22 protein-coding genes are annotated in these 24,723 nt (G+C 35.4%); 7 read left to right on the forward strand and 15 right to left on the reverse strand.

Annotation, left to right across the window (positions count from 1 at the left end):
- Positions 1-85 precede the first annotated feature (85 nt).
- Entirely contained in the window at positions 86-736 is a 651-nt protein-coding gene (locus BUE84_RS14165; protein ID WP_079242193.1) for a protein-L-isoaspartate(D-aspartate) O-methyltransferase, read from the reverse strand.
- Between the two features lie 101 nt (positions 737-837).
- Positions 838-1,485, reverse strand: a complete 648-nt coding sequence (locus BUE84_RS14170; RefSeq protein WP_079242194.1) for a hypothetical protein — start codon at positions 1,483-1,485, stop codon at positions 838-840.
- 133 nt (positions 1,486-1,618) lie between these two features.
- Here BUE84_RS14170 and BUE84_RS14175 point away from each other — a divergent pair, with 133 nt between their 5' ends.
- The 6 genes from BUE84_RS14175 (at position 1,619) to BUE84_RS14200 (ending at position 7,249) form a co-directional block, all read left to right on the forward strand.
- A complete protein-coding gene (locus tag BUE84_RS14175) occupies positions 1,619-2,581 on the forward strand; it encodes a Gfo/Idh/MocA family protein (protein WP_079242195.1) in 963 nt (320 codons plus the stop codon).
- 358 nt (positions 2,582-2,939) lie between these two features.
- Complete coding sequence (locus BUE84_RS14180) at positions 2,940-4,670, forward strand: cellulase family glycosylhydrolase (protein WP_079242196.1); 1,731 nt, start codon at positions 2,940-2,942, stop codon at positions 4,668-4,670.
- A 66-nt stretch (positions 4,671-4,736) separates the two neighbouring features.
- Positions 4,737-5,615, forward strand: coding sequence for a CGA/CIA family class A beta-lactamase (gene bla-A / locus BUE84_RS14185; protein WP_079242197.1), 879 nt, complete (start codon positions 4,737-4,739; stop codon positions 5,613-5,615).
- A gap of 31 nt (positions 5,616-5,646) precedes the next feature.
- Positions 5,647-6,057, forward strand: a complete 411-nt coding sequence (locus BUE84_RS14190; protein ID WP_079242198.1) for a hypothetical protein — start codon at positions 5,647-5,649, stop codon at positions 6,055-6,057.
- Positions 6,058-6,067: 10 nt separating this feature from the next.
- Positions 6,068-6,964: a 3-hydroxybutyryl-CoA dehydrogenase gene (locus BUE84_RS14195; RefSeq protein ID WP_185117028.1), complete on the forward strand. Its 897-nt coding sequence runs from the start codon at positions 6,068-6,070 to the stop codon at positions 6,962-6,964.
- 45 nt (positions 6,965-7,009) lie between these two features.
- Positions 7,010-7,249 carry a hypothetical protein gene (locus tag BUE84_RS14200; protein ID WP_002977986.1) on the forward strand — a complete coding sequence of 80 codons (240 nt, stop codon included), beginning with the start codon at positions 7,010-7,012 and terminating at the stop codon, positions 7,247-7,249.
- 49 nt (positions 7,250-7,298) lie between these two features.
- Here BUE84_RS14200 and BUE84_RS14205 read toward each other — a convergent pair whose 3' ends face one another.
- The 5 genes from BUE84_RS14205 to dnaN form a co-directional block, all read right to left on the reverse strand.
- Positions 7,299-7,709, reverse strand: coding sequence for an META domain-containing protein (locus BUE84_RS14205; RefSeq protein ID WP_047433591.1), 411 nt, complete (start codon positions 7,707-7,709; stop codon positions 7,299-7,301).
- Between the two features lie 479 nt (positions 7,710-8,188).
- Positions 8,189-10,591, reverse strand: coding sequence for a phenylalanine--tRNA ligase subunit beta (gene pheT, locus BUE84_RS14210; protein ID WP_079242200.1), 2,403 nt, complete (start codon positions 10,589-10,591; stop codon positions 8,189-8,191).
- 205 nt (positions 10,592-10,796) lie between these two features.
- Positions 10,797-11,414 (reverse strand): DUF417 family protein, encoded by a 618-nt coding sequence (locus tag BUE84_RS14215; RefSeq protein WP_079242201.1) that lies wholly within the window; start codon positions 11,412-11,414, stop codon positions 10,797-10,799.
- A 63-nt stretch (positions 11,415-11,477) separates the two neighbouring features.
- Positions 11,478-12,308 (reverse strand): AraC family transcriptional regulator, encoded by an 831-nt coding sequence (locus tag BUE84_RS14220; RefSeq protein ID WP_079242202.1) that lies wholly within the window; start codon positions 12,306-12,308, stop codon positions 11,478-11,480.
- Between the two features lie 205 nt (positions 12,309-12,513).
- Positions 12,514-13,644, reverse strand: a complete 1,131-nt coding sequence (dnaN, locus tag BUE84_RS14225) for a DNA polymerase III subunit beta (RefSeq protein ID WP_034699704.1) — start codon at positions 13,642-13,644, stop codon at positions 12,514-12,516.
- Between the two features lie 184 nt (positions 13,645-13,828).
- Between dnaN and BUE84_RS14230 the strand changes: the two genes are divergently transcribed.
- The gene (locus tag BUE84_RS14230) at positions 13,829-14,185 is read left to right on the forward strand and encodes a diacylglycerol kinase family protein (RefSeq protein ID WP_079242203.1); all 357 of its coding nucleotides are present in this window, start codon (positions 13,829-13,831) and stop codon (positions 14,183-14,185) included.
- A 141-nt stretch (positions 14,186-14,326) separates the two neighbouring features.
- On the opposite strand, the gene BUE84_RS14235 is transcribed toward BUE84_RS14230, so the two are convergent.
- The 8 genes from BUE84_RS14235 to purB form a co-directional block, all read right to left on the reverse strand.
- Positions 14,327-14,785, reverse strand: coding sequence for a GyrI-like domain-containing protein (locus BUE84_RS14235; RefSeq protein WP_079242204.1), 459 nt, complete (start codon positions 14,783-14,785; stop codon positions 14,327-14,329).
- Positions 14,786-14,967: 182 nt separating this feature from the next.
- Positions 14,968-15,300, reverse strand: a complete 333-nt coding sequence (locus BUE84_RS14240) for a gamma-glutamylcyclotransferase family protein (RefSeq protein ID WP_079242205.1) — start codon at positions 15,298-15,300, stop codon at positions 14,968-14,970.
- Positions 15,300-15,929, reverse strand: a complete 630-nt coding sequence (locus tag BUE84_RS14245; protein ID WP_079242206.1) for an SGNH/GDSL hydrolase family protein — start codon at positions 15,927-15,929, stop codon at positions 15,300-15,302. The genes BUE84_RS14240 and BUE84_RS14245 overlap by 1 nt, the downstream gene beginning before the upstream one ends.
- 393 nt (positions 15,930-16,322) lie before the next feature.
- Positions 16,323-16,736 (reverse strand): ribonuclease inhibitor, encoded by a 414-nt coding sequence (locus tag BUE84_RS14250; RefSeq protein ID WP_079242207.1) that lies wholly within the window; start codon positions 16,734-16,736, stop codon positions 16,323-16,325.
- Positions 16,717-20,412: a phosphoribosylformylglycinamidine synthase gene (locus BUE84_RS14255; RefSeq protein ID WP_079242208.1), complete on the reverse strand. Its 3,696-nt coding sequence runs from the start codon at positions 20,410-20,412 to the stop codon at positions 16,717-16,719. The genes BUE84_RS14250 and BUE84_RS14255 overlap by 20 nt, the downstream gene beginning before the upstream one ends.
- 188 nt (positions 20,413-20,600) lie before the next feature.
- Positions 20,601-21,572, reverse strand: coding sequence for a WG repeat-containing protein (locus BUE84_RS14260; protein ID WP_079242209.1), 972 nt, complete (start codon positions 21,570-21,572; stop codon positions 20,601-20,603).
- 28 nt (positions 21,573-21,600) lie between these two features.
- A complete protein-coding gene (locus BUE84_RS14265; protein WP_079242210.1) occupies positions 21,601-22,626 on the reverse strand; it encodes a hypothetical protein in 1,026 nt (341 codons plus the stop codon).
- 43 nt (positions 22,627-22,669) lie between these two features.
- A complete protein-coding gene (purB, locus tag BUE84_RS14270; RefSeq protein WP_076597264.1) occupies positions 22,670-24,097 on the reverse strand; it encodes an adenylosuccinate lyase in 1,428 nt (475 codons plus the stop codon).
- Positions 24,098-24,723 lie beyond the last annotated feature (626 nt).

A 24,723-nucleotide genomic window follows, 5' to 3' on the forward strand; every position in this document is an offset into this window, starting at 1 on the left:
GAAAGAATCTTATTAACTAAACTGTATAAGATTCTTCATTACATTCCATTTCATTCAGAGTGACACACTCTTTAGAAACCTCTTACTATTGATTTGTATTTCCAAGCATCGGAACAAATTTATAGGCTCCAAATTCTTCTTTTTCGAATTCTGTAGGACCTACTTTGGTAAATCTGTATAAAACCTGTTCATCTGTTGGCCCCAATGGGATCACCATTATTCCTCCGACATTCAGTTGTTTTAAAAGTTCTGTAGGCAGCGTGGAAGCACCACAGGTTACGATGATTTTATCAAAAGGAGCAAAAGTAGGAAGTCCGGCAAAACCATCTCCAAAGCTTTGAAACTTTGGAAACAGATGAAGTTCTCTGAGTTTCTTTTTAGAAAAATCAAACAGATCTTTCTGCCTTTCTACCGTATAGACATGGGCTTTCATCGCCATTAAAACTGCAGTCTGGTATCCGCATCCTGTTCCAATTTCCAATACTTTTTCACCTGGTTTTACCTTCAATAGTTCAGACTGTTCCGCTACCGTGGAAGGATGGGAAATGGTCTGATGAGCCAGAATCGGGAAAGCCCGGTCTTCATAGGCAAAATCTTCAAAAATACTTTCGATAAAAAGGTGTCTTGGAACTTCACTCATTGCCGAAAGTACATTTTCGTCTGAAATTCCAATTCTGTTTCGAAGATACTCGACTAAAATCTTTCTTTTTCCTTTATGTACAAACGAATCCTGCATTTGACAAAAGTAAGAAATTAGAAATTAGATTTCAGAAATTGAAGCAAAGAATTATCCACAAAAACAAAGCAATCCATTTTTGATTGCTTTGTTTTTATTTCTTAATTCCATTTTATCGGATAAGGTCCGTAAAAATCGCTGAAGGTATTATCAGCACATTTTTTTCTCACAAAAAAATTATAATTCACTGTTTTACTTAACCCTACATAGATGGCTTTTTGACCTGCAAACACCAAATCTCCACTTGCAGGAGGAGCTGAACTGGTGGTCAACACAGTTTCGTATGTAGAAATTCCATCATTTTCCCAGGACACTGTAGCATCAAAAACAGAAGAATTCACAGAAGAAGTTGTTTTTGAATAGGTTGCATACTCTGGTTTTACACAGGTGGTTGTATGAGTGGCCAAAACAGTAACGGGTCCCGCCCAGTTGCTCCGGCCACCAGCTATTCCGCAATTTTTTCTCACATAAAGGTCGTATTTATTATCTTTATAGAGAGGAAGGTTATAAAAATACTTGTTGGTGACCACTGTAGTTCCCTTTCCCAAAGAGAAACCCTGTTCGCCGTACTGTATTTCATAATATCCTTCGCCCTGGCTGATAAAGCTCCAGGAAAGCCGGTTAGTTCCTTTTTCAAATGTCAGATTTGTTGGCGTTCCACATTTTGCCTGCGGATCATATGGACTATCTCCTATACATCCGGCAGTACATAATCCCAAGATGAATAAAATCGAAATTATTCTTTTCATAGTTATTTTCTGACCGTGAATTTACTGTAATTTCCTTAATGAATGAACATGTTCCATCTTGAATATCTCCAAGTGAAAAGTCATGTATTTTATAAATGTACATTCACTATCTTTACAAAAATTTAATACAGCTATGTTAAAAGCAGGTTTGGTAGGTGCCGGACACTTGGGAAAAATACATTTAAAACTTCTTAATCAGTCAGATCGATATGAATTTGTAGGTTTCCATGATAAAGATGTTGAAAACGGAAAGAAATTAGAAGCCGAATTCGGATATAAATATTTTGAAAATTTTGATGAATTGCTTGAGCAGATTGACATGCTTGATATTGTCACGCCAACAGTTTATCATTATGATTATGCTTTAAAAGCCATCGAAAAAGGGCTGCATTTCTTTATTGAAAAACCGGTAACCCAGACTCTTGAACAGGCAGAAGAAATTCTTAGTTTATGCCAGGAAAAAGGAATCAAAGCACAGGTAGGACACGTTGAGCGATACAATCCAGCGTTTATTGCTACTAAGGAATACATCAGCACTCCGATGTTTATTGAAATCCACAGACTGGCTGAATTTAATCCACGTGGGACGGATGTTTCTGTAGTATTGGATCTTATGATTCACGATCTTGATATTTTATTAAGCATTGCGAAATCTAAAGTGAAAAATATTCACGCTAGCGGTGTTTGTGTAGTAAGTAAAACTCCGGATATTGCCAACGCAAGAATAGAGTTCGAGAACGGATGTGTGGCGAACCTTACGACTTCCAGAATTTCTATGAAGGCGATGAGAAAAAGCAGATTCTTCCAGAAGGATGCTTATATTTCTGTTGATTTCCTTGAGAAAAAGGCTGAAGTAATCAGAATGAAGGATGCTCCTGAAAACCCTACTCCATTTGATATGATCATTGAAAATGCAGAGGGAGAGAAGAACCAGATTCTATTTGAATATCCGAATATCCAGCCTAACAATGCTATTTTGGATGAATTAAATTCTTTCGCAGATGCTATCACAGGTGACAAAAATGTAGAGGTTTCTCTTGAAGACGGAACTGAAGCTTTGAAAGTGGCTTTAGAAATTATGAAACTGATCAGTTAAAAATATACTGTTTTCCTGAACAGTAACAGAGATAATGCTATCTTATTAATCAGAAAAAATTGGTTATGAGGTAGCATTTTCATTTCTGGGTTCACAATTGAGGCAATAAATCTCTGTTCTTAAATATCAAGAGAATAAAAACTTTTCATCAATAATTACTGATTTATTAATAAAAAATCCTTTTCAAAATAAAAAAACAATATATTTGAGGAATAATTCAATAAAGTATTGAAAGATTTTGTTTTACATATATGGATATCGGGCAAACTCAATGAACTGAATACAGGTTCATCTGGTGCTGCCATCATTCATTATAATTTCTAATATTTCCCTATTATTTTAAACCATTGAAACTACTATGAAAAGAGCCATTCTATTATCCGCACTTTTATTGTCTCAATTTGGGACATCACAATTACTGAAGACTTCAGGGCAAAAAATCGTTAATGATAAAGGTGAAAATATTCAATTGAAAGGTCTTGGACTTGGCGGTTGGATGCTTCAGGAAGGATATATGCTGAAAACTGCTGATTTTGCAGGACCTCAGTATAAGATTAAAGAGAAAATTGCTGAATTAATTGGCGAAGATGGAATGAATGAGTTCTACAAAGCTTATCTTAAAAATGGAATCACCAAGCAGGATATTGACTTTTTAGCCAAAGCTGGATTTAATTCTATCAGGCTTCCGATGCATTACAATCTTTATACATTACCGATTGAAAAGGAGGCTGTCAAAGGAAAAGATACGTGGCTGGAGGAAGGTTTTAAAATGACTGATGATCTTCTTCAATGGTGTACAGATAACAAAATATACCTGATTCTGGATCTTCATGCTGCTCCGGGAGGTCAGGGCAATGATGCGAACATCTCTGATAATGATAAGTCTAAGCCTTCACTTTGGGCCAATGAAGAAAACCAGAGAAAAACGATTGCGCTTTGGAAAAAACTGGCCGAAAGATATAAAGATAATCCATGGATTGGAGGGTATGACCTGATTAACGAGCCCAATATTAATTTCACGGGTAAAAATCCTAATGGTACGGATGAATTGTCTAATGCTCCGCTTTGGAAACTTCAAAAGGACATCACTGCAGCCATTAGAGAAGTTGATAAGAAGCATATTATTTTTATTGAAGGAAACGGCTGGGGAAATAATTATAACGGACTTCCGGCTATCTGGGATAATAATATGGCTTTCAGTTTTCATAAATACTGGAATTATAATGATGATCAAACCTTGAAATTCGCATTGGATCTCAGAGAGAAGCACAATATGCCGATCTGGCTTGGAGAAACCGGTGAGAATTCCAATGTATGGTTTACTGAGTTGATTCAGCTTTTGGGTAAGCATAATATCGGATATGCCTTCTGGCCAATGAAAAAGATTGATAATATTGCAGGAATTACCAATGTAAAAATTACTCCTGAATATGAAAAGTTATTGGATTACTGGAAAAACGGAGGTGAAAAGCCATCTAAAGAGTATGCTAAAAAAGCTTTACTACAGATTGCTGATAATTATAAACTGAACAACACTGAGATTAAAAGAGATGTGATTGACGCCATGTTCAGACAGATTACAGATGCTTCTACAAAACCTTTCAGAAATCATCAGGCTCCGGGAAGAATATTCGCTTCAGAATATGATTTGGGAAGAATGGGTGCAGCTTATCTTGATAAAGATTTCATCAATCTTTGGGTGAGTGATCCGGCAAAAAGATCGGAATGGAACTCCGGACAACAGATGAGAAATGATGGCGTAGATATTTATCAATGTAATGATAAGGTTACCAACCAATATTATGTAGGAAAAACAGAATCCGGAGAATGGCTTCAATATACAATCCAGTCAAAAGGAGATAAAAATTATACGTTTGACATCCGATATGCATCAGCCAATGATTCTAAAATAAGAATTGAAACGGCTTCCGGAAAAGTTTTAGCGACGATTTCACTTGTATCAACAGGAGGAAATGAAAACTGGAAAATGGTTTCAGCCAAAAATATCACCTTACAGAAAGGAGAAAATAAAATCAGAATTGTCTTTGAAAATGATGGTGTCAATCTGAATTATTTTGAATTAAAATAGTAATAATTGTCTTAAATTGCAGCTCTCTTCCGATCTTCAGAAGAGGGCTTTTTTAATGATCATACTATGAAAAAAACAGCACTATTTTTCCTTCTGATCTCAGCATTTACCTTTGCTCAGACCTCTTTATTAGAACAAAAAATAAATTCAATTCTTAAGAACAAGAAAGCGACAGTGAGCGTTTCGGTCTTAGGTTTTGAAAATGGCTTTAAATATGATAAAAATGCAGATAAAAAGCTTCCTATGCAAAGTGTATTCAAGTTTCACATTGCCGCAGCGGTTCTGAATTTTGTAGATCAGGGAAAACTTTCTCTGGATCAGAAAGTTGTACTGGACAAATCCAATTTATTAGAAAATACATGGTCGCCGCTTCGTGATCAATATCCTGGAGGAAATGTTGAAATTCCTTTAAGTGAAGTGATTGAATATACGGTTGCCAAAAGTGATAACAACGGCTGTGATATTCTTCTCAAATTATTGGGAGGAACCCAGACTGTTCAGAAGTTTATGGATTCAAAAGGGGTAAAAGGATTTCAGATCAAATATAACGAAGAAGACATGCATAAAGACTGGAATGTTCAATATGAAAATTACAGCACTACAAAATCAGCAATTGATGTCCTTAAAAAGTTCTATGATGGGAAATTACTATCAAAAAAGTCGACAGATTATCTGATGAAAGTACTATGGTCTACCTCAACGGGAATGAATAAAATAGTGGAACAGCTTCCCAAAAATACGCCTGTGGCAAGAAAAACGGGAGCTTCAGGGAAGAATAATGCGGGTCTAACGGGTGCAGAAAATGAAATAGGAATCATTACTTTACCTAATGGCAAGCACTATGCATTAGCTGTATTTGTCAGTAATTCAACGGAAACGGATGCTGTTAACTGCAGGATGATTTCAGATATTTCCAGAGAGGTTTGGGAATATTTTAATAAGTAAAATTTTAAGCTTATTTTTAAAGCGATTTAACATGAAAAAAATAATAATAACAACGGCTCTATTTGCTTTTACATTCTTTTATTCGCAGAAGAATCAGAATTATTTAGAGATCAGCTACAGAAGTGTATGCTGTGGTCCTGCCTCTGATAAACCTGTGATGAGCTTTCTGAAAGAATTTAAGAACAAAAGCCAGATAAAAAGTATGGAAGTCCTTATCCAGAAAGGGATGGGAAGAGAAGGTGAATTTACGTTATACGTTGGCACAGACTTTCTTACAAAAAATCAGAAAAAACGATTGATAAGAGGATTAACGGCTACTGTTTCCAACCAGAACAATAATAAGAAAAGTCAAAGTACCGGAAATGTTTCCTTTGACTCTACAGCTGTTGTCACACAATCAGATCTTACAGACGTAAAAAATTTAACTATCTATAAAAAATAAAGGAAAAATGATCAAAAACATTGTAGTTATCGGAGCGGGAACCATGGGGAATGGTATTGCACATACTTTCGCACAAAGCGGTTTTAAAGTAAATCTTGTAGATGTATCCCAGGAAGCTTTGGACAGAGGTTTAAAAACCATTACTACCAATCTTGACAGAATCATTGCAAAAGGAAACCTTACAGAGGAGCAAAAGGCTGAAACTTTAGGTAACATCACTACTTTTACAGGATTGAATGATGCAGCAGGTGCAGCAGACCTTATTGTAGAGGCAGCTACCGAAAACCTTGATCTTAAATTAAAGATCTTCGGTCAAATGGATGAACTCGCTCCAGCCAACTGTATCCTTGCAACCAACACTTCTTCTATTTCTATTACAAAAATTGCTGCGGCTACCAAAAGAGCCGACAAAGTAATCGGTATGCACTTCATGAACCCGGTTCCAATTATGAAACTGGTAGAAATCATCAAAGGATATTCTACTTCCAAAGAAACTTTTGATTCAATTTATGAAATGAGTAAAACTTTGGGTAAAGTTCCTGTAGAGGTAAATGATTATCCGGGTTTTGTGGCAAACAGAATTCTAATGCCAATGATTAATGAATCTATCGAAACACTTTATAACGGAGTGGCAGGTGTAGAAGAAATTGATACGGTAATGAAATTGGGAATGGCTCATCCGATGGGTCCACTTCAACTGGCAGACTTTATTGGTCTTGATGTATGCCTTGCCATTCTAAACGTAATGTATGACGGTTTCAAAAATCCTAAGTATGCTCCAAACCCATTGCTTGTAAATATGGTGACAGCCGGAAAACTGGGTGTAAAATCAGGAGAAGGGTTCTACGATTATTCTGAAAGCAAAAAAGCTGAAAAAGTTTCAAAAATGTTTTTGAAGTCATCTTAAATCAATAATTTTAATTATCTTTGAGAAAGTTAAAACATTAAAAAAATGAAATTACCAAAGTTTTTATTAGCAGATAATTCGGAGTTTCCAGAGGATCTATTCGTAGTTCATACAGAATATCCAAGATTTATCCTAAACGTTGAGGAAGAAGAAGTTGAGTGGTTAGATGATCTTGAAGGTGATGATGAAGAAACGATGGCAGACGAGGCTACTAAAGTAGTAGAAGCAGCGTTCAAATGGTGCGACGAAGAGTTGGCTAAGTACGACGAAGAAGAGGAAGATTAATAACACTCTAAACATAAAAAAGGAACTCAATTGAGTTCCTTTTGTTTTTTTATTCTGATTTTGTAAATTTCAATAGCAAAAGATTGTCTTTGTACAATTCTAAAGTATTTCCGGAAACCACATATTTGTTAGCCTTTCCCATCATATCCATAAAGTTCTGCTCTACTCCGATGTTGCTGCACATCATTTTCGTAGATCCCATCTGTCCAGCTGTAAAACTACCTGTAGACGGATCTATTGTAGCCGTTCCGAAATAGTTGTTGCATCCTGCATTTCCAGTGATCTTTTCTCCTTCAATATTCAATGTTGGAACTTTACCTTTTACCGTTTCAGCCAAAGTCCATTTTGTGCTGGCAAGAGCAGGCTGAGCTTTTCCTACTTTAGATGCAGACGGGCTTGTCATGGATCCACATGAAGCCAATACTGCAGCTGTACATATACTTAAAAAAAGATTTTTCATTTTTTTCTTTTTGAATTAACCCAAATTTACGGAAATTATATTATTTAAACGGGTTGCCGTGAATTTTATTATTCTTTAACAGTTGATATTTCGAATATTTTTCCGAATTATTTTTACGCTCTTGATAATCAAAAAAGGGTTGAAGCGTTAAGACATAAGAACTTTATCTGCACTAAAGTTATAGCATTGCCTTTGTCATTCTGAAAAAATCTATATTATACTTAGTATCTGAAAACTTACTGCGCCGAGACTCCTACGGAGTGACAAAGATTGTGGATAGACCACTACCGAATCATAAGAAAATATGCAATAAAACACAATTCAATAGGAACGGGCTTTAGCCCGTTTTTACTTAAAACCAATATTCAATTGGCTTTAGCCGAAACCTACGAACATGAATACACTATTCATATTTTAAAACAAAAAACGGACTTTTAAAAAGTCCGTTTCTATTATATTGAAATAAGTATTTTCAAGTATTAAGATCTCAACTCAGCGTTGAATTCTTTCTGGAAAGCTTTGATCAGAGAATCCATTACTTCGGTAATCTCTTTTTCTTCCAGTGTTTTCTCTTCGTTCAATAGCTCGAAGCTCATTGCATAAGACTTCTTACCTTCCGGAAGATTTTTACCCTCATATACATCGAATAGGTTAATATTCTTAATAAATGGAGATTTGTTCTTTTTAGCTGTCTGATATAAATCCTGATAGTTTACTGTTTTATCAATCAATAAAGCTAAGTCTCTTCTGATTTTGTTGAACTTCGGAATGTCTTTGAATTTCAATTCATTTTTAGAACGTAATTCCTGAGCATATTCCAATTCAATTTCAGCGTAGAAACATTCCTGATCAATATCAAAGTCTTTTAACAAAGCAGGTGCTACTTTTCCTATTCTTACCAAAGTTTTACCTTCTGCCTCGTATGCCAATGCATCAGAGAATCTTTCGTCAGAAAGAGCAACTTCTTTGTAATCTACAGCAAGTCTTTCCAATAAAACTTTTACGTAAGCTTTAAGGTTATAGAAACTTACCACAGATTTTGGCTGAAGCCAGTTTTCTGCAACATCTCTTCCAGAAACCAGTAATGCCAGTTGTTTTCTTTCTTCATATTTATCTTTTTTGTGATAAATTTTTCCTAATTCGAAGAATTTGATATCCTGATTCTTTCTGTTGATGTTATATACTGTATTCTGAAGAAGTCCTTCTAATAAAGACTTTCTCATGAATGCCAGATCACCGCTTAAAGGGTTCAATAGTTTTACAGCATCTGTTTCGTCTTTTACAGAAGTTAATGAGTTGTTCATTACTTCATTGAAACCAAGGCCTTGTAAAGTTCTTGCCCAGTTATTTTCCAGTTCATCCTGATCGTTAGTACTCAGCTTAACCGGCGTAAATGAAAACTTCTGTGGTGCATCAATTTTATTGTATCCGTAGATTCTTAAAATCTCTTCAATCACATCAATTTCTCTTGTCACATCTGCTCTGTAAGCAGGAACAGAGATTTCGAAACCGTTAGGAATTTCATTTAAAACCTGAATTTCCAACGCTTTTAAGATTTCTTTTACTTTTTCTCTGTGAATTTTTGTTCCTAAAATCTGTTCAATTTTAGAAAACCTGATAATCACATAGTTGTCTTCTATTTTCTTAGGATATTCTTCCAGTAACTCTCCTACTAATTTACCTTCAGCAATTTCCTGAATCATTTTAATAGCATGAGTGATGGCTGTTCTTGTAAGGTTCGGGTCTACTCCTCTTTCAAATCTGAAAGAAGCATCGGTATTCAAGCTGTGCGCTTTAGCCCCTTTTCTTACAGCAATCGGATTGAAGTAAGCACTTTCAAGGAATATTGTTTTTGTTGTTTCAGATACTCCTGAGTTCTCACCACCGAATACTCCGGCAATACACATTGGCTTATCTTTACCGTCTTTGATCATGATTTCAGAACCATTCAATGTTCTTTCAACACCATCTAAAGTCGTAAATTTTGTTCCCGGTTTTACTACTCCTACTTTTACTTTCTTATCTGCAATTTTATCTGCATCAAAAGCGTGAAGCGGCTGCCCGTACCCGTGAAGAATATAGTTGGTAATATCTACAACATTATTGATTGGGCTAAGTCCAATTGCTTTCAGTCTGTCTTTCAACCAAGATGGTGATTCTGCAACTTTTACGTTTTCAATAACAGCTCCGATATATCTTGGACACAATTCAGCATCTTCAATTTCCAGTTTGAAATCATGAGTTCCCTCATTATTCAAAACTTCAGAAGCTACTTTATTGAATTGAGATTTCAATTGATTGGTAGAAAGATAGGCATGTAAATCTCTGGCAACACCATAGTGAGACATAGCATCTGTTCTGTTTGGTGTTAATCCGATTTCAAAAACCTCATCATTGGTAAGCTCAAAATAGTCTGCAAAGTTTTTTCCTAATTCATATTTGGTTTCATCCAGCACCATGATTCCTCCATGATCTTCACTAAGACCTAGTTCATCTTCTGCACAGATCATTCCCTGAGAAACCTCTCCTCTGATTTTAGCTTCTTTAATTTCAAAAAAGTTTCCGGTTTTGTCATAGATTTTTGTTCCGACAACGGCTACAGGAACAGTTTGTCCAGCCTCAACATTAGGAGCTCCGCAAACAATGTTCAACACTTTTCCGTTTCCTACATCTACTGTTGTCTTCTTCAGTTTGTCAGCATTAGGATGTTTTTCGCAAGTCAGTACTTTACCTACAACGATTCCTTCCAGGCTGCCTCTTACACTTTCAAATTTATCTATCCCTTCAACCTCAAGACCAATATCTGTAAGGAATTCACCGATTCTTTCAGTTTTTGATTCCGTTTTTACAAAGTCCTTCAGCCAGTTGTTTGATATTTTCATTTGTTAATCTATCTACTTATTTAATTCGTCAGATGAGTTCTAAGATTTCACCTGCTCTATTTTGAAACTTTTATTTGAAATCCCACACCTTTTCCGGTGTGATTTTCGAGCTACAAATGTCGTGTTTTTTTGAGAAATAGAGAAATTTACAAGCGATTTTAAGATAATAAATTTTCGTTAATCCCTCTGTTACGGATTCGGGAATCTATTGATCCAACGGTCTCACCAGCTTCTTAAGGCTATCAGAAAATAATACCAATCCTCCGGCCATCATGATAATATCCTTCAATACAAGACGTCCTGCTCCTGACAAATAGGGAAAACCATACTGAGGCGTCGCATAATCTCCACCCAGATTGGGTACATATACTTCCGGCGTTGTGATCAGAAATGATAGTGTGACGAATGACATTAAAAATGTTAAAACACCTCCAACGGCTCCTATTTTAGGAGACCAGATTCCTAACAGCACCAAAAATCCGATAACAACAATCATTGATCCCAAACCATAGGAAAAGGTATACGTTCTGTTTTCCTTATGCCAGTCAATATTTTTCTGGATCGCTTTCCCTTCAGGATTTTTATACAGAGTATATTCTGCAACAAGCTTTTTATCTTCATTGAAGACTTTATGATCTGCATTTTTGTAAAAGAAACTCATCAAAGGGCTGTTGGCTACGAAAGGTACAATTCCATCCGCTTCATAATGAAAAGCTTTCAAGCTTCCAATCCAGGCCATAACGATGAAAATTGAAATTCTGAGAAAATTGAAAAAGTAATTATCCAATTGTAATAATTGGTGATAAAGTCTGTTGTTTTGCATGTGATTTATTTTTTACCAAAGGTATTCACATGCCTGCAGCACCAACATAGACATTTTAGGACATTACATGGACATTTTCGCCACTACGGATATTCCTACTTTTTCTCTGTAATTTTTAGGGGAGCATCCTACTGATTTTTTGAAATACCTGCTGAAATAAAATTCATCTGCAAATCCTAATTCTGCAGCAATTTCCTTCACAGATCTGTAGGTTAAATGCAGTAGTTTTTTAGATTCCAGAATAATTCTCTCATTGATAAGCTGAGTTGGTCTTTTAGAAAATTCTTTCTTTACTGCTTTACTTAATGTATTATTAGTAATATTGAGTTTATCACTGTAAAATGATAGTTCTTTTTCCGTTTTAAAATAGGATTCCAATAGTTTTTGAAATTCTACTGCGTTTTTATTGTGAAGCTTTTCATGAGAAACCACATTGTTTTCAATACTGCTTTTCTGTTTGCTTCCAATAGCAAGAATAAGCTGAATATAGGTTTTTATAATAGATTCCGAAAATGGATGTTTCTCAGATTCTTCTTTTTTAATATGGTTATAAAGCTCAAGAATATAATGATACCTCTCTTCTGACAGCTCAATGCCCGGATTCAGATAAATATTATTGAAGAGAAGTCCATTACAAGCCACTTCCTCTTTATGATATTCTATACAGTAATAATCGCCATGAAAGAAAAGCATATGAATCGTCTCATTAGATTCCGAAACCAGTTTAACCTTCTGGTAAGGGGAAAGAAATAGAATATTATATCCGCTGTAAGAGTAGTTGATATCATCTACAGAGAAAACACCAGCTCCTTTCCACAGAATGACACTGTAGTTTTCCGTAGTCAATTCTGAGGGAAAATCTGAGGTGTGGTAAGGCTGTACTTTTATTTTCATGATGAGTCCTTTTTAAACACTAATGACACTAATGACTCACAAATAACACAATTCGTATGGTTTTCATTTGTGATTTTTGTGAAAAAATTTGTGTAATTCGTGTTTTAAACAAAAAAACATATTTTCTATTCTTTCAGGAATTACCAATATTCCATAAAAACAAAAGCCGGAAAATTCCGGCTTACTATTATTTGTTATCTTACTATTACAATCCGATTACCGGCATTGATAACATTAAGATATTTTCATTTTCTTCAAGACCGTCAAGAGGTTCAATGATTCCTGGTCTGTTAGGCTGAGACATTTTCATTGTGATATCATCAGATCCTAAGATTGTCAGCATTTCCGTTAAGAATTTTGAGCTGAATCCGATATTGATATCTTCTCCGTTATAGTCGCAAGGAATCTGCATGTCTGCTTTGTTAGCATATTCAGTATCTTCTGCATGAAGGTGAAGAATATTTCCGGAAAGCTTGAATCTTACCTGGTTGGTAGATTTGTTAGACATGATAGATGCTCTTTTGATCGCTCCTAACAACAGGTTTCTGTTGATTGTCAATACATTTGGATTTTCCTTTGGAATTACCGCTGTATAGTTCGGATATTTTCCGTCAATCAGTCTACAGATCCAGATGTGCTTACCAAAAGTAAATTTAGCCATATTCTCATTGAAGTCGATGGTAACGTCTTCATTGGAACTTGCCAGGATATTTTTAAAAATGTTCAGAGGTTTCTTAGGCATGATAAACTCCATCGGCTCAGCATTCATCAGGTCTGCTCTTTTGTACACCACCAATCTGTGGGAGTCTGTAGAAACGAAATTGGTTTCATTTTCTCCAAACTGGAAAAGCACTCCTGTCATTACCGGACGAAGGGAATCGTTACTTGTAGCGAATAGTGTGTTTGTCAAAGCTTCAGACAAAACTCCTGCCGGCATCGTTACACTTTGGGAAGCGTCGAATTCCGGTAATTCAGGATAATCATCAGCATTGTCTAATGCTACTGCGAAATTATCTTTTTCATCTAAAATCTCAAGCTGGCTTCCAGTACCTTCGGCATTGTCTTTTACAACAAATGTCAGAGGCTGTTCACCATATGTCTTGATAAAATCCTGAAAAATTTTAGCAGGAACAGCAAATTTACCTGTATCATCAGACTTTACTTCCAGAGAAGTAACAAGAGTTGTCTCGCCGTCAGATGCTGTAATGGTAACATTATTTCCGTCTAATTCAAAAAGATAGTTTTCTAAAATCGGTCTCGATTGAGAGCTTGATATTACGCCACTTACAGTTTGCAACGCCTTCTGCAGTTCACCACTTGAAATAATAAATTTCATAGATTTATAAAATAAGTTTCTACAAATATAATAAATACATACAACAAAGAAAAGAATAATATGGAGGAGTTTTTAACAAAGATCCTTAATTTGTTTTGAGCCTTGATATTATGCTTAGATTTCAGCGGATATTCATTTTTTTATCAAATACAAAACCTATATTTGTGAAAAAAGTTTGAAAATCATGCAAAAACCTCCTATTTATAAAAGTTTTCTTCATGCTTTCAGAGGTATTTTTATGATGGTAAAAACGGAAAGAAATTTCCAGATTGAGTTCATCGCATTTTTTGTTAATCTCTTTCTTATTTTTTATTTCAAACTGAACAGCACAGACACCGCTTTGGTTATTATCGCCTCATTCGCTGTTTTAAGTGCTGAAATTTTCAATACTGCTATTGAAAAGATCTGTGATATCATTCAACCTGATTTTGACAAAAGAATCGGCTTTATTAAAGATATTGCTGCAGGAGCTGTAGTCCTTACAGCTATTGCAGCGGTGATTGTTGGCGTTTTGGTATACTGGAAATATGTTTTCAATTAAAATTGGGAGATTGTTAACACATGCTGCTAAACCACCCCGTCAAAAATTCTTTGAATTTTTGACACCCCTCCAGAGGAGGGGAATATCACTTCTTCAGTTCAAAAGTTTGTGAAAGCTAGAAATATTTTATTTTTTCATCTTTTATTTCACAGCGATGAAGATATCAACTTGTGCATCGGAAGGATTTTGAGCTTTTTCTCCGTACACTTCAAAATCTGCGGTAAATATCCTTCCTAACTCCATATTCCAGATTTTCATCCATTCATTGATGACTAAATCTTTTGAAAGGTCTCCATTGACTGTAAATTTTAAATATTCTCCACCATCAAATGAATATCCCACCATCCCTTCAGGAATATTATCAAGGTTTTCTACTTGACACCCGAGAACTGTTGTATAAGGCTTTGTGTGGTCTTTTTCGTAATCTGTGTAGATAGAATAGATGGTATTGTCTATTTTATTAGGAATTGAATTGAGAATATCTTCACTGATCATTTTTTCCCATAATACCGGAATATCTTTTCCTGCCTGTCCATTTTCATTAGTTGTTCTTACTGAAATACCAATTACCTTAAAAGGTTCTATTTTTACGTTATTCATTATTAATTCTTTGTTATAGAGCAAAGATAAGGACAGGTTGTGACAAGGGTATGTCAGTAGTTTTTTAAAGTTTTGGCTAAAGCCAATAGAAGTATGTTTTTTAGGATGAGTGGGCTAAAGCCCACCCCTATTGAATTATTTTAGTAGTGAATTTAATCATTGCTTCGCTTTGCCCGCAATGACTATTTCCCTACATAGATAAACCCTTTTTTTCCGGATTTAAAAACGGATTCGATTCTTTTGTAATCATCAACTTCATATTCGTCTGCCTGAAGAATTTCTTCTTCTGTCACCTCAAAAAACACTCCTTCTACCTGATCGTTGTCATTTCCTGAAAACTCCAGAACCGGATGGTATTTCTGACCGCTTTTTCGAAGTACTTCCGGATCTGTAATTTCAAGCATATTTAATCTGTAGCCGGATAAAATATCTTTTTCACCTTGTAAGAGTCTTCCGAAGGTTTCCATTTGAACTTGCTCTTTTTGCAGCGTTCCGTAAGAAAATAAATTGGGCATTATAAATATTTTTCAATGATTGGGATTGCGATTTCGGCCATCATTCCATAACCTTTTTCATTGGGATGTACACCGTCTGCAGAAAGCAGTATCTCTTTATCCGGCAGGAAAGCGGAATAGAAATCAATATAGGTCAGCGAGTCTTCAGTGGCGATATCTTTCAATATCTGATTATAAGCAACGACATCTTCATTGATTCTTTTTTTACCAGAACTCACCACAACTCCATCTATTTTTTGAGAGAAAGGAAGAATGCTTACAAGATAAATTGTATCGGAAAACTGTCTGGCATGTGCGACAGCTTCTTTAATATTATTTTCAAATTTTTCAGGATCTACGATCTGTACTCCATCTTTGACTGCAAGATCGTTGGCTCCGTAACTTAGAAAAACAATATTTCCATCAGCGGAATTTCTTGCGTTTAATTCGTGAGGTATTCTTTTCAGTAATCCTTCTGTGGTTTCTCCTCCTATTCCGAGATTGAAGAGAATCAGTTCATCTCCATTTCCTTCATGAAATTTCTGCAGGGCATATCTTTTCAGAATATCTACCCAACCACCAAAAACTCCGTCATATTCTCCATAGGTAATGCTGTCACCGAAGAACAGCCCGTAAATAATTTTCTTCATTCAACTTTATTGTTTCCTGTTTTGTTGAAGTAAAAGTATTAAGAAAAAACTGTTTAAGGGAAATAATTCTCTTCAATTTGTGTGATTTTTAACGCAAAAGGCGCTAAGTGTTTATATTAATTTTATGTTTTTGTCCACAAGGGCGTTTTACTTAGCTATAGACCGATTTGTACCCTGGTTGAATACACTTATTCGAACCATTAAGATTTTTGAAGAAGTGAAGAATTATTAAGGTAATAGCTGAAGTTATCATTAAAGAGAATACCTTATTCATCATTGATGAATTAACTTTCCTTACAATCTTTATTCTTCTTAACGGTTTAAAAATCCGCACTCATTACTCATTACTCATTACTCATTACTCATTACTCATTACTCATTACTCATTACTCATCATTCTAGGCTCAGCGTAATATTCGTATGTGATTCTATAATTTCAATCAGGATTTCAAAAAGGGTTTGCCCTTTTCCTTCAGTTAATTCGTCTAATTTCTGCTGAATTAATTCTATATTAAATGGTTTTCCCTGTCTGATTTTATTTTCATAGAATTCACAGGTAGCCTTAAAACCTAAGTCTTCTTTTGACTTCTGTGATTCTTTCCAGATGATTTCAATTTCTTCTTTGTTTTCGAATATTCCGAAACCTCCGTAAAGAATATCATCAAATCCGTCTAATGTTCCTACTTTCCAGTCTGTATCTTTCATCAGAACACTGGAAACTTCTTCGTAGAAACCTCCTAAAGACGAAAAATGACCGCCATGGATGACGATCATTTTTCTTGTATTGTTATTTGAAGTATTCAACACCGTTTTTGAATATATTATGATAATTCGCGGTTGGTATATTCTTCATGAGACCTTCAGCAAAACGCTCCGGGTGTCCCATTCTTCCGTAGATCTTTCCACATGGGCTGGTAACTCCTTCAATTCCGAATAATGAGTTATTAGGGTTGAATGGCATTCCGTGGGCAATATTTCCATCAAGATCAATGTATTGAGTAGCAATTTGTCCGTTTTCATACAATTTCTTGATTTCTTCTTCTGAAGCCATGAAACGTCCTTCCCCGTGAGAAATAGGAATAGTGAAAGTTTGTCCTTTCATTCCTTTTAACCAAGGGCTTTCGTCATTCACTACCTGTACTGTTACCATCTGAGAGATGTGTCTTCTGATCGCATTGTGAGCCAATGTCGGAGAGTTCTCATCCAAATCTTTGATTCTTCCGTAAGGCAGCAATCCTGATTTCACCAATGCCTGGAATCCGTTACAGATCCCGATGATCATCCCGTCTCTGTCTAATAATTCGTGTACTGCATTTTTCATTTTCTCGTTTTTCAGAACGTTTACAATGAATTTTGCAGAACCATCCGGCTCGTCACCTGCGGAGAAACCTCCTGAGAATGCCAGAATCTGAGAAGTTCTGATCTCTTCAACCCAAGCATCAATGCTTTCATCCAGTAACTGGTGGTTGATATTGATCAAAGGTAAGCTGCTTACTACGGCACCTTCTTTCTGGAATGCATTCAGCGTATCATACTCACAGTTGGTTCCCGGGAATACCGGAGCAAAAACTTTAGGCTGTGCAATTCCGTGTTTTTTAATGATAATATTTCTTGGGTGGATTGAGTTTGATTTTTCATCAATTTCAACCGTGATCTTTTCTTTTTCTACTGTCGGGAAAAGGTTCTCGAATGTATTGGTATTAGCAGATACAAGATCTACGATATTGGATTCAAGACCGTTTATTTTTACCATACCAGAATCTTTTACTTCTCCGATCAACTGAAGAGCAGTAAAGCTTAATTCTTCTTTTGCTTCAATGATTAAGCTACCGATATTTTTAGCTAATACTATATTTTCATCAGCATTAACCTCAGCACCTAATCTATTTCCGAAGCTCATTTTTGCTAAAGCTACCGCAAGACCTCCTTCTTTCACTGTTTTCACAGAAACGATTTTTCCTGCTTTGATGTTTTCGAAAATGAATTCAAAAACGTCTTTTAAAGCATTATAGTTTGGAAGTCCGTTTTCCTGAGCAATATGATTGAAGAAATACAGTTTGTTTCCTGCATTTTTCAATTCAGGAGAGATGATATTTTCTTTATCTCCGTTGGCACATGCAAAAGAAATCAGGGTTGGAGGAACATTCAGATCCTGATATGTTCCACTCATGGAATCTTTACCTCCAATGGCAGCCAGACCTAAGTTGATCTGAGCATCATAAGCTCCTAAAAGTGAAGCTAAAGGTTTACCCCATTTTTCAGGGTTCTGTCCTAATTTTTCAAAGTATTCCTGGAAGCTTAGTCTGATATTTTTATAATCACCTCCCATGGCAACAATCTTCGCCACACTTTCAACTACGGCATAAGATGATCCTAACAGTGAGTTTTGTTTTGAAATTTCAGCATCGAATCCCCAGCTTGCCAAAGAAACGGTTTTAATATCTTTTGCTCCTAAAATCGGTAGTGTCTGCACACTTCCTTCCATTAAGGTCTGCTGATATTTCCCTCCTAAAGGCATGGCTACTGTAGTCGCTCCAATGGAAGAGTCAAACATTTCCAACAGCCCTTTTTGGGAAGCTACGTTTTTATCTTTTAAGATGTTCAGGAAGTTTTCTGCAGTGAAAGCTTTCGTTTCTTCTTTTACGTCTTCAAGGTGAGTGATTTTCACTTCCTGAGATTTTGAACACCCGTTGGTGTCTAAGAAAGCTCTTGAAAGGTCTACAATTTTGTCTCCTTTCCAGAACATCTGCATTCTTCCGGAATCTGTCACTTTTGCCACTTCTACAGCAACAATGTTTTCAGCTTCACAGAATTTGATGAATTTTTCTTTATCCTGAGGATCTACTACCACAGCCATTCTTTCCTGAGATTCAGAAATAGCCAGTTCGGTACCGTTTAATCCTTCATATTTTAATGGTAATACATCAAGGTTTACCTCTAAAGAGTCTGCAATTTCACCAATTGCTACAGAAACACCTCCAGCTCCGAAGTCATTTGACTTTTTAATCAGCTTCGTTACTTCAGGATTTCTGAATAGTCTCTGAATTTTACGTTCTTCTACAGCATTCCCTTTCTGAACTTCAGAACTCATGGTGTGGATTGAAGTCTCGTCCTGCTCTTTTGAGCTTCCGCTTGCTCCTCCAACTCCGTCACGACCTGTTGCTCCTCCTAAAATAATGATTGAATCACCATTTTCAGGTTTTTCACGTCTTACCCAGTCTACAGGAACAGCTCCGGTAACAAAACCTACTTCCATTCTTTTCGCTTTATAACCTTCGTCATAGATTTCAGAAACCATTGTAGTAGCAAGACCAATCTGGTTACCATAAGATGAATATCCGTTGGCTGCCTGTTTTGTAATTGTTTTCTGAGGTAATTTCCCTGGTAATGTTTTGTCAACAGATTCTAAAACGTCTGCAGCACCCGTTAATCTCATCGCCTGGAAAACGAAAGATCTTCCGGATAATGGATCTCTGATGGCTCCTCCCAAACACGTTGATGCTCCACCAAACGGTTCAATTTCTGTAGGGTGATTGTGTGTTTCGTTTTTGAATAATAAATACCAAGGTTCTTTTTTACCATCGTATTCAGCTTCGATCTGGATGGTACATGCATTGATCTCGTCTGAAATAACAAGATTATCCAGGTTTCCAGTTTTATGGAAATATTTACCGCATACTGTTGCCAGATCCATTAGGGAAATTGGCTTCAGCTCACGGCCTAAGAATTTTCTTTTTTCGATATAGTCATTGAAGATCGTTTCCAATGTGTGTTTGAACTGACCTTCAAACTGAATGTCTGACAATTCTGTTTCAAATGTAGTGTGACGACAGTGGTCGCTCCAATAGGTGTCTAATACTTTTAATTCTGTTTCCGTAGGATTTCTCTCTTCGGTCTTGAAATATTCCTGAATGAATTTCAGGTCATCCAATCCTAATGCAAAACCATGATTGTTATAGAAACTTTCAAGTTCAGCGTCATTGAAATTGATGAAATTTTCGTGGATAATCACTTTTGATGGGGTTTCATCTGCAGGAATATCCAGAATAGATAAGTCTTTTTCCTGAGATTCCACTTTGTTGATCAAAAGGTCTTTGATTTTAACCAGATCAGCTTCAGAAACTCCTTCAAATTCAATTAATTTTCCACTTCTTACTTTTGATTTTTCATTTTCTGTCAGTAAAGCGATACACTGCTGCGCAGAGTCTGCTCTCTGATCATACTGGCCAGGCAAAAATTCCATTCCGAAATGAATTGTTTTTGCAGGGTTTTCTGTATGCAAAATATCAGTAACAGGGTCTACGAAAGTGTTGTTCACCACTTTTTCAAATTCTCCTTCATTCAGATTGAAAATATCATATACATTGTATACTTTCACGCTTTGAACTGCCGGAACAACCGCTTTTACTTCATCAAAAATTTTTGGACTTTCAACATCGAAAATTCCTCTTTTTTCTACGAAAATTCTTTTGTTATTAGACATTAGATGTCAGATTTTTAATATTAGATTTATTTTTCTTTTTACTTTTTCTGAATTTAAAGTTTCCGTCTTTAAATTCATCTGTATTGGAAATTTTGGGAAAGATTTCTCTCTAACCATTATTCCGTACAAATTTAAAGGAATAAGTCGTATTTTCTTTAAATTTGACCTATGGAATTTCCAAATTTATTTTATTTGTTTATAAATTTATTCGGATTGTCCTTATGTTCTTTCTGAAAGTCTTCTGCATTTTTTATTTCTTCTTTCAGCCAGTTTTCAAAAGGAACTTTCTTTTCATTAAAATCCTCAATGGCATAAAATGTTTTACCATCTTCTGAGACCAGGAATTTGAAACGGTAAAGCATATCCAAATCTTTCTTCTTGTGATTATAGGTATTCACCTGATAATAGGGAAAGTTTTCTTTTGGTCTTTCTACAATTTCAAAAAACAGATTCTTTTCCTTTTCAGACAGTTTATTGTAAAAGTTCACATAATAAAGATCTGAAAGCTTTTTCTTCTGTTTTTCAAAGAACTGAAGGATATTCTTCTCTTTTTCATTGTATTGAAACGGATTCGGGTAGTATTTCCCGTCTATTTCAACATCCTGTTCTGTTGGTTTTGCCAATGGCTGAATGGTTTGTCCTTTGACATTCATTACTCCCCATTTTCCACCTACAACAGATCTGTGCTCGTCATTTGTTTTTTCCCAGTCGCAGCCGTCACAAAAGGTGGCGTATCCGTAATTAAAAGAAAATGCAAAGTCATGCTCAGCTTCAATAATTGTCTTTCCGTTACGGTCTGCAAATCCTACTTTTCCATTTTTAACCAATCTTCTCAGTCCTTCAGAGAAGTAATCTGCTCCGTTGTCATAAAGGAATGGCTGATACAGGAATTTCCCTTTTCTGTCGTACACATATCCCCATGCATTTTTTTCTGACTTTTCACCTTCTTTACTACCATCAAAAAGAATAGTTTCTCCTTCGACAGGATCTCCATCTTTAAGAAATGAAAAGATTTTGAACTGTGCAGGAACAATTATTTTTCCAGCTTTATCTTTTACTCCCACTAAAGAATCTTTGGATTTGAAATAATGTAAATCTTCTTTAGTCTGAGAAAAAGAAATGATTGGTGTCAGTATGATGGTTAAAAGTATTTTTTTCATTGAATTGGAAGTGGTTTCAAGGCTTAATTTACTCGTCTTTGGTGAGATCTGTTTTCTTACGCGAATTTACAATAATATAATACTTATTAGCAACATTATAGTCTACAGAATTGTTTAGCTTCCACTTCTGATAACCTTCATAATCAAACTGATGATTTTCTGGTGGACTTAATAAATAGTTATACTGCTCCATTAAATATTCGTCTATAAAGCCATCATTTCGAAGTTTTGTGAAGAACGAAATCAACTTATCTACAGTGAAATTACCTTCCTTAATTGATGTGGAACTTTTTTTCGTCTTATAATCTATAAAACCATTAATTCCCGCAATGTGAAAATCTAAAAGGACTCCAGGGATTCCTGAAGCTCTTTCATATTTATCAATATTCTCATATATCCATTTCATCTTATTTGTAGCACTACTCATGGTGATTCTTAATAATACTGTGTCACGAGCAGCAACAGGTGCATAAATAATGTTCGAATATCTTGTTAAAGGATTATTTTGTACAATTTTTGCTGGTTGTAGATTCTTTAAAAATTCATCATGCATTTTATCCAGAACTAAAGTATCATTCCCTTTCTGGCTTATTTCTGAAATAAAAACCCAAAAACCTGCATCATAAAGCCTTACATTAATCAGTCTGTTAAGATGGTTAAAATAGCTACTGATTCCGTGAAGCTTGAACTTTCCTTCTTTAAAGGTTACCCCTTTATTTACTTTTCCACTTTCTTTAGGAGTATATTTTCTTTCAGTTAAATCTTTATAATAATGATTTAAAAGTCTTTCCTCATCAAGAAAAGCCGGAATAATTTTGAATTTAAATAATGCATCGTTACTCTTATTTTCATATTCTGCAGCAAAAATGCTGTCATTTTTAGAGTTTGTAAACAATGCCGTTCTGGAGAAGTCACCCAAGCTAACAGGAGCGGTCATCCCTGAAACTATATGGCTAAAATCGGCATCGGATCTGATTTTTTTATTCGGTTTTAAATCCTGAGAAAATATCATCACAGGAAATAAAAGCAAAATAAAAAACAGGTAAATCTTCATACGAATTAAATAAAATATGCAGCCCAAAAGACTGCATATTGTTTTATACTTTAAGATCTGCTTCCAATCCTATTAAGTCTTTGTTTTGGTCTATAATCGGCTGTACTTCATTTTTGATGAATTCCTCCGTCTGGATTGGCGCGAAACCAATAAAGTTTTTAGGATCTAAAACCTCTTTCAGTTTTGATTTGTCTAGTTTTAAAGAATCATCGTTTAAGATTCTCTCGATAAGGTCGTTTTCTTTTCCTTCTTCTTTCACTTTCTTGGAAGCTTCCATAGAGTGAACTCTGATTACCTCGTGGATTTCCTGACGGTCACCACCTGCTTTTACTTCTTCCATGATGATGTATTCTGTCGCCATGAAAGGAAGTTCTTCCATAATATGTTTGTTGATTCTGTTTGGATACACAACGATTCCGTTCATGATGTTGTTCCAGATTAATAGAATAGCATCAACAGCTAAAAACGCCTGAGGAATTGTTAATCTCTTGTTTGCAGAGTCATCTAATGTTCTTTCAAACCATTGTGTAGAAGCTACCATTGCAGAACTTGTTGTCAAAGACATTACATATTTTGCCAACGCTCCGATTCTTTCGCTTCTCATTGGGTTACGTTTGTATGCCATTGCCGAAGAACCGATCTGGTTTTTCTCAAATGGTTCTTCAATTTCCTTAAGGTTTTGAAGTAGACGTAAATCGTTTGTGAACTTGTGTGCAGATTGTGCAATATTTCCTAATAAAGCGACAACTTTCGCATCAATTTTTCTATCGTAAGTCTGTCCGGAAACTCCGAAAACTTTTTCGAAACCGAATCTTTTTGAAAGTTCTTTATCTAAGTGTTTTACTTTAGAATAATCACCGTTGAACAATTCAAGGAAGCTGGCAGCAGTTCCTGTAGTTCCTTTTACTCCTCTGAAACGAAGTGTTTCTAGGAAGAAATCTAATTCTTCAATGTCAAGAACCAAACTCTGTAACCAAAGTGTTGCTCTTTTCCCAACTGTTGTCAACTGAGCCGGCTGGAAGTGTGTGAATCCTAAAGTAGGAAGATCTTTATACTGAATCGCAAAATCCGAAAGATTTTTCATCACGTTCACCAACTTTTTCTTTAAGATTAAAAGTCCGTCACGGATTTGAATTAAGTCTGTATTGTCTCCTACAAAAGCTGAAGTTGCTCCAAGGTGGATAATTCCTTTTGCTGAAGGCGCCACATCACCATATGCGTGAACGTGAGCCATTACATCATGACGGAATTTTTTCTCGTACTCTGCTGCTTTTACGTAATCGATATTTTCAGCATTTGCTTTCAATTCTGCAATCTGCTCATCTGTGATATCAAGACCAAGGTCTTTTTCGATTTCAGCAAGAGCTATCCAAAGCTTTCTCCAATTCTGGAATTTGTTATTGTGTGAGAAGTTAAATAACATTTCTTCACTGGAGTAGCGTTCTTCCAATGGATTTTTGTAGGAATTCATTCGTTCTTTTACTTTTTAGATGTACAAAAATACGGTTTTTCGGTGAGAGATGAAAATCCAGATTTGATGATTTTCATTCATGATTTATACTTATACTTTTGTCTTGAAACAAAAGTATGCAAAAGTTCAAGACAGGAATCATCCGCTAAAAATTTAAATGTACTCCTAAAATTTCCAAACTCGCATGGATCATCCGGTTCTGCTTCGGATCTGAGTAAGTCCCATGCTCAGACAGTGAAAATTTTTTAACGGATTACATTGAAATTTTCTTTACGCTCCTGATTCCTAAGCCGGATACTAATCAGTAAGCTACTACTTTTTAATACTAGAAACCAATACGATTAGACTCTAATGTCTTTTGTACTATTTATAGACATGGGCAGGATTAGCTGTCGAATATTTTCTTTTTAATATAACGCAAATAGAAATATAGAACTATAAAAATTAGAATTGCGATTATGATATTAAAATATACGTGATGAGAAATATTATGACTACTGGCTAATACCATCAATAAATAAAAATCACAGATTAAAAAAGAAGTAACACAAATAACTCGTAAAATATTTATTATGATTTTCATTTATACTTTTGTCTTGAAACAAAAGTATTCAAAAGTTCAAGAC

This window comes from Chryseobacterium indologenes, assembly GCF_002025665.1.
GTDB lineage: Bacteria > Bacteroidota > Bacteroidia > Flavobacteriales > Weeksellaceae > Chryseobacterium > Chryseobacterium metallicongregator.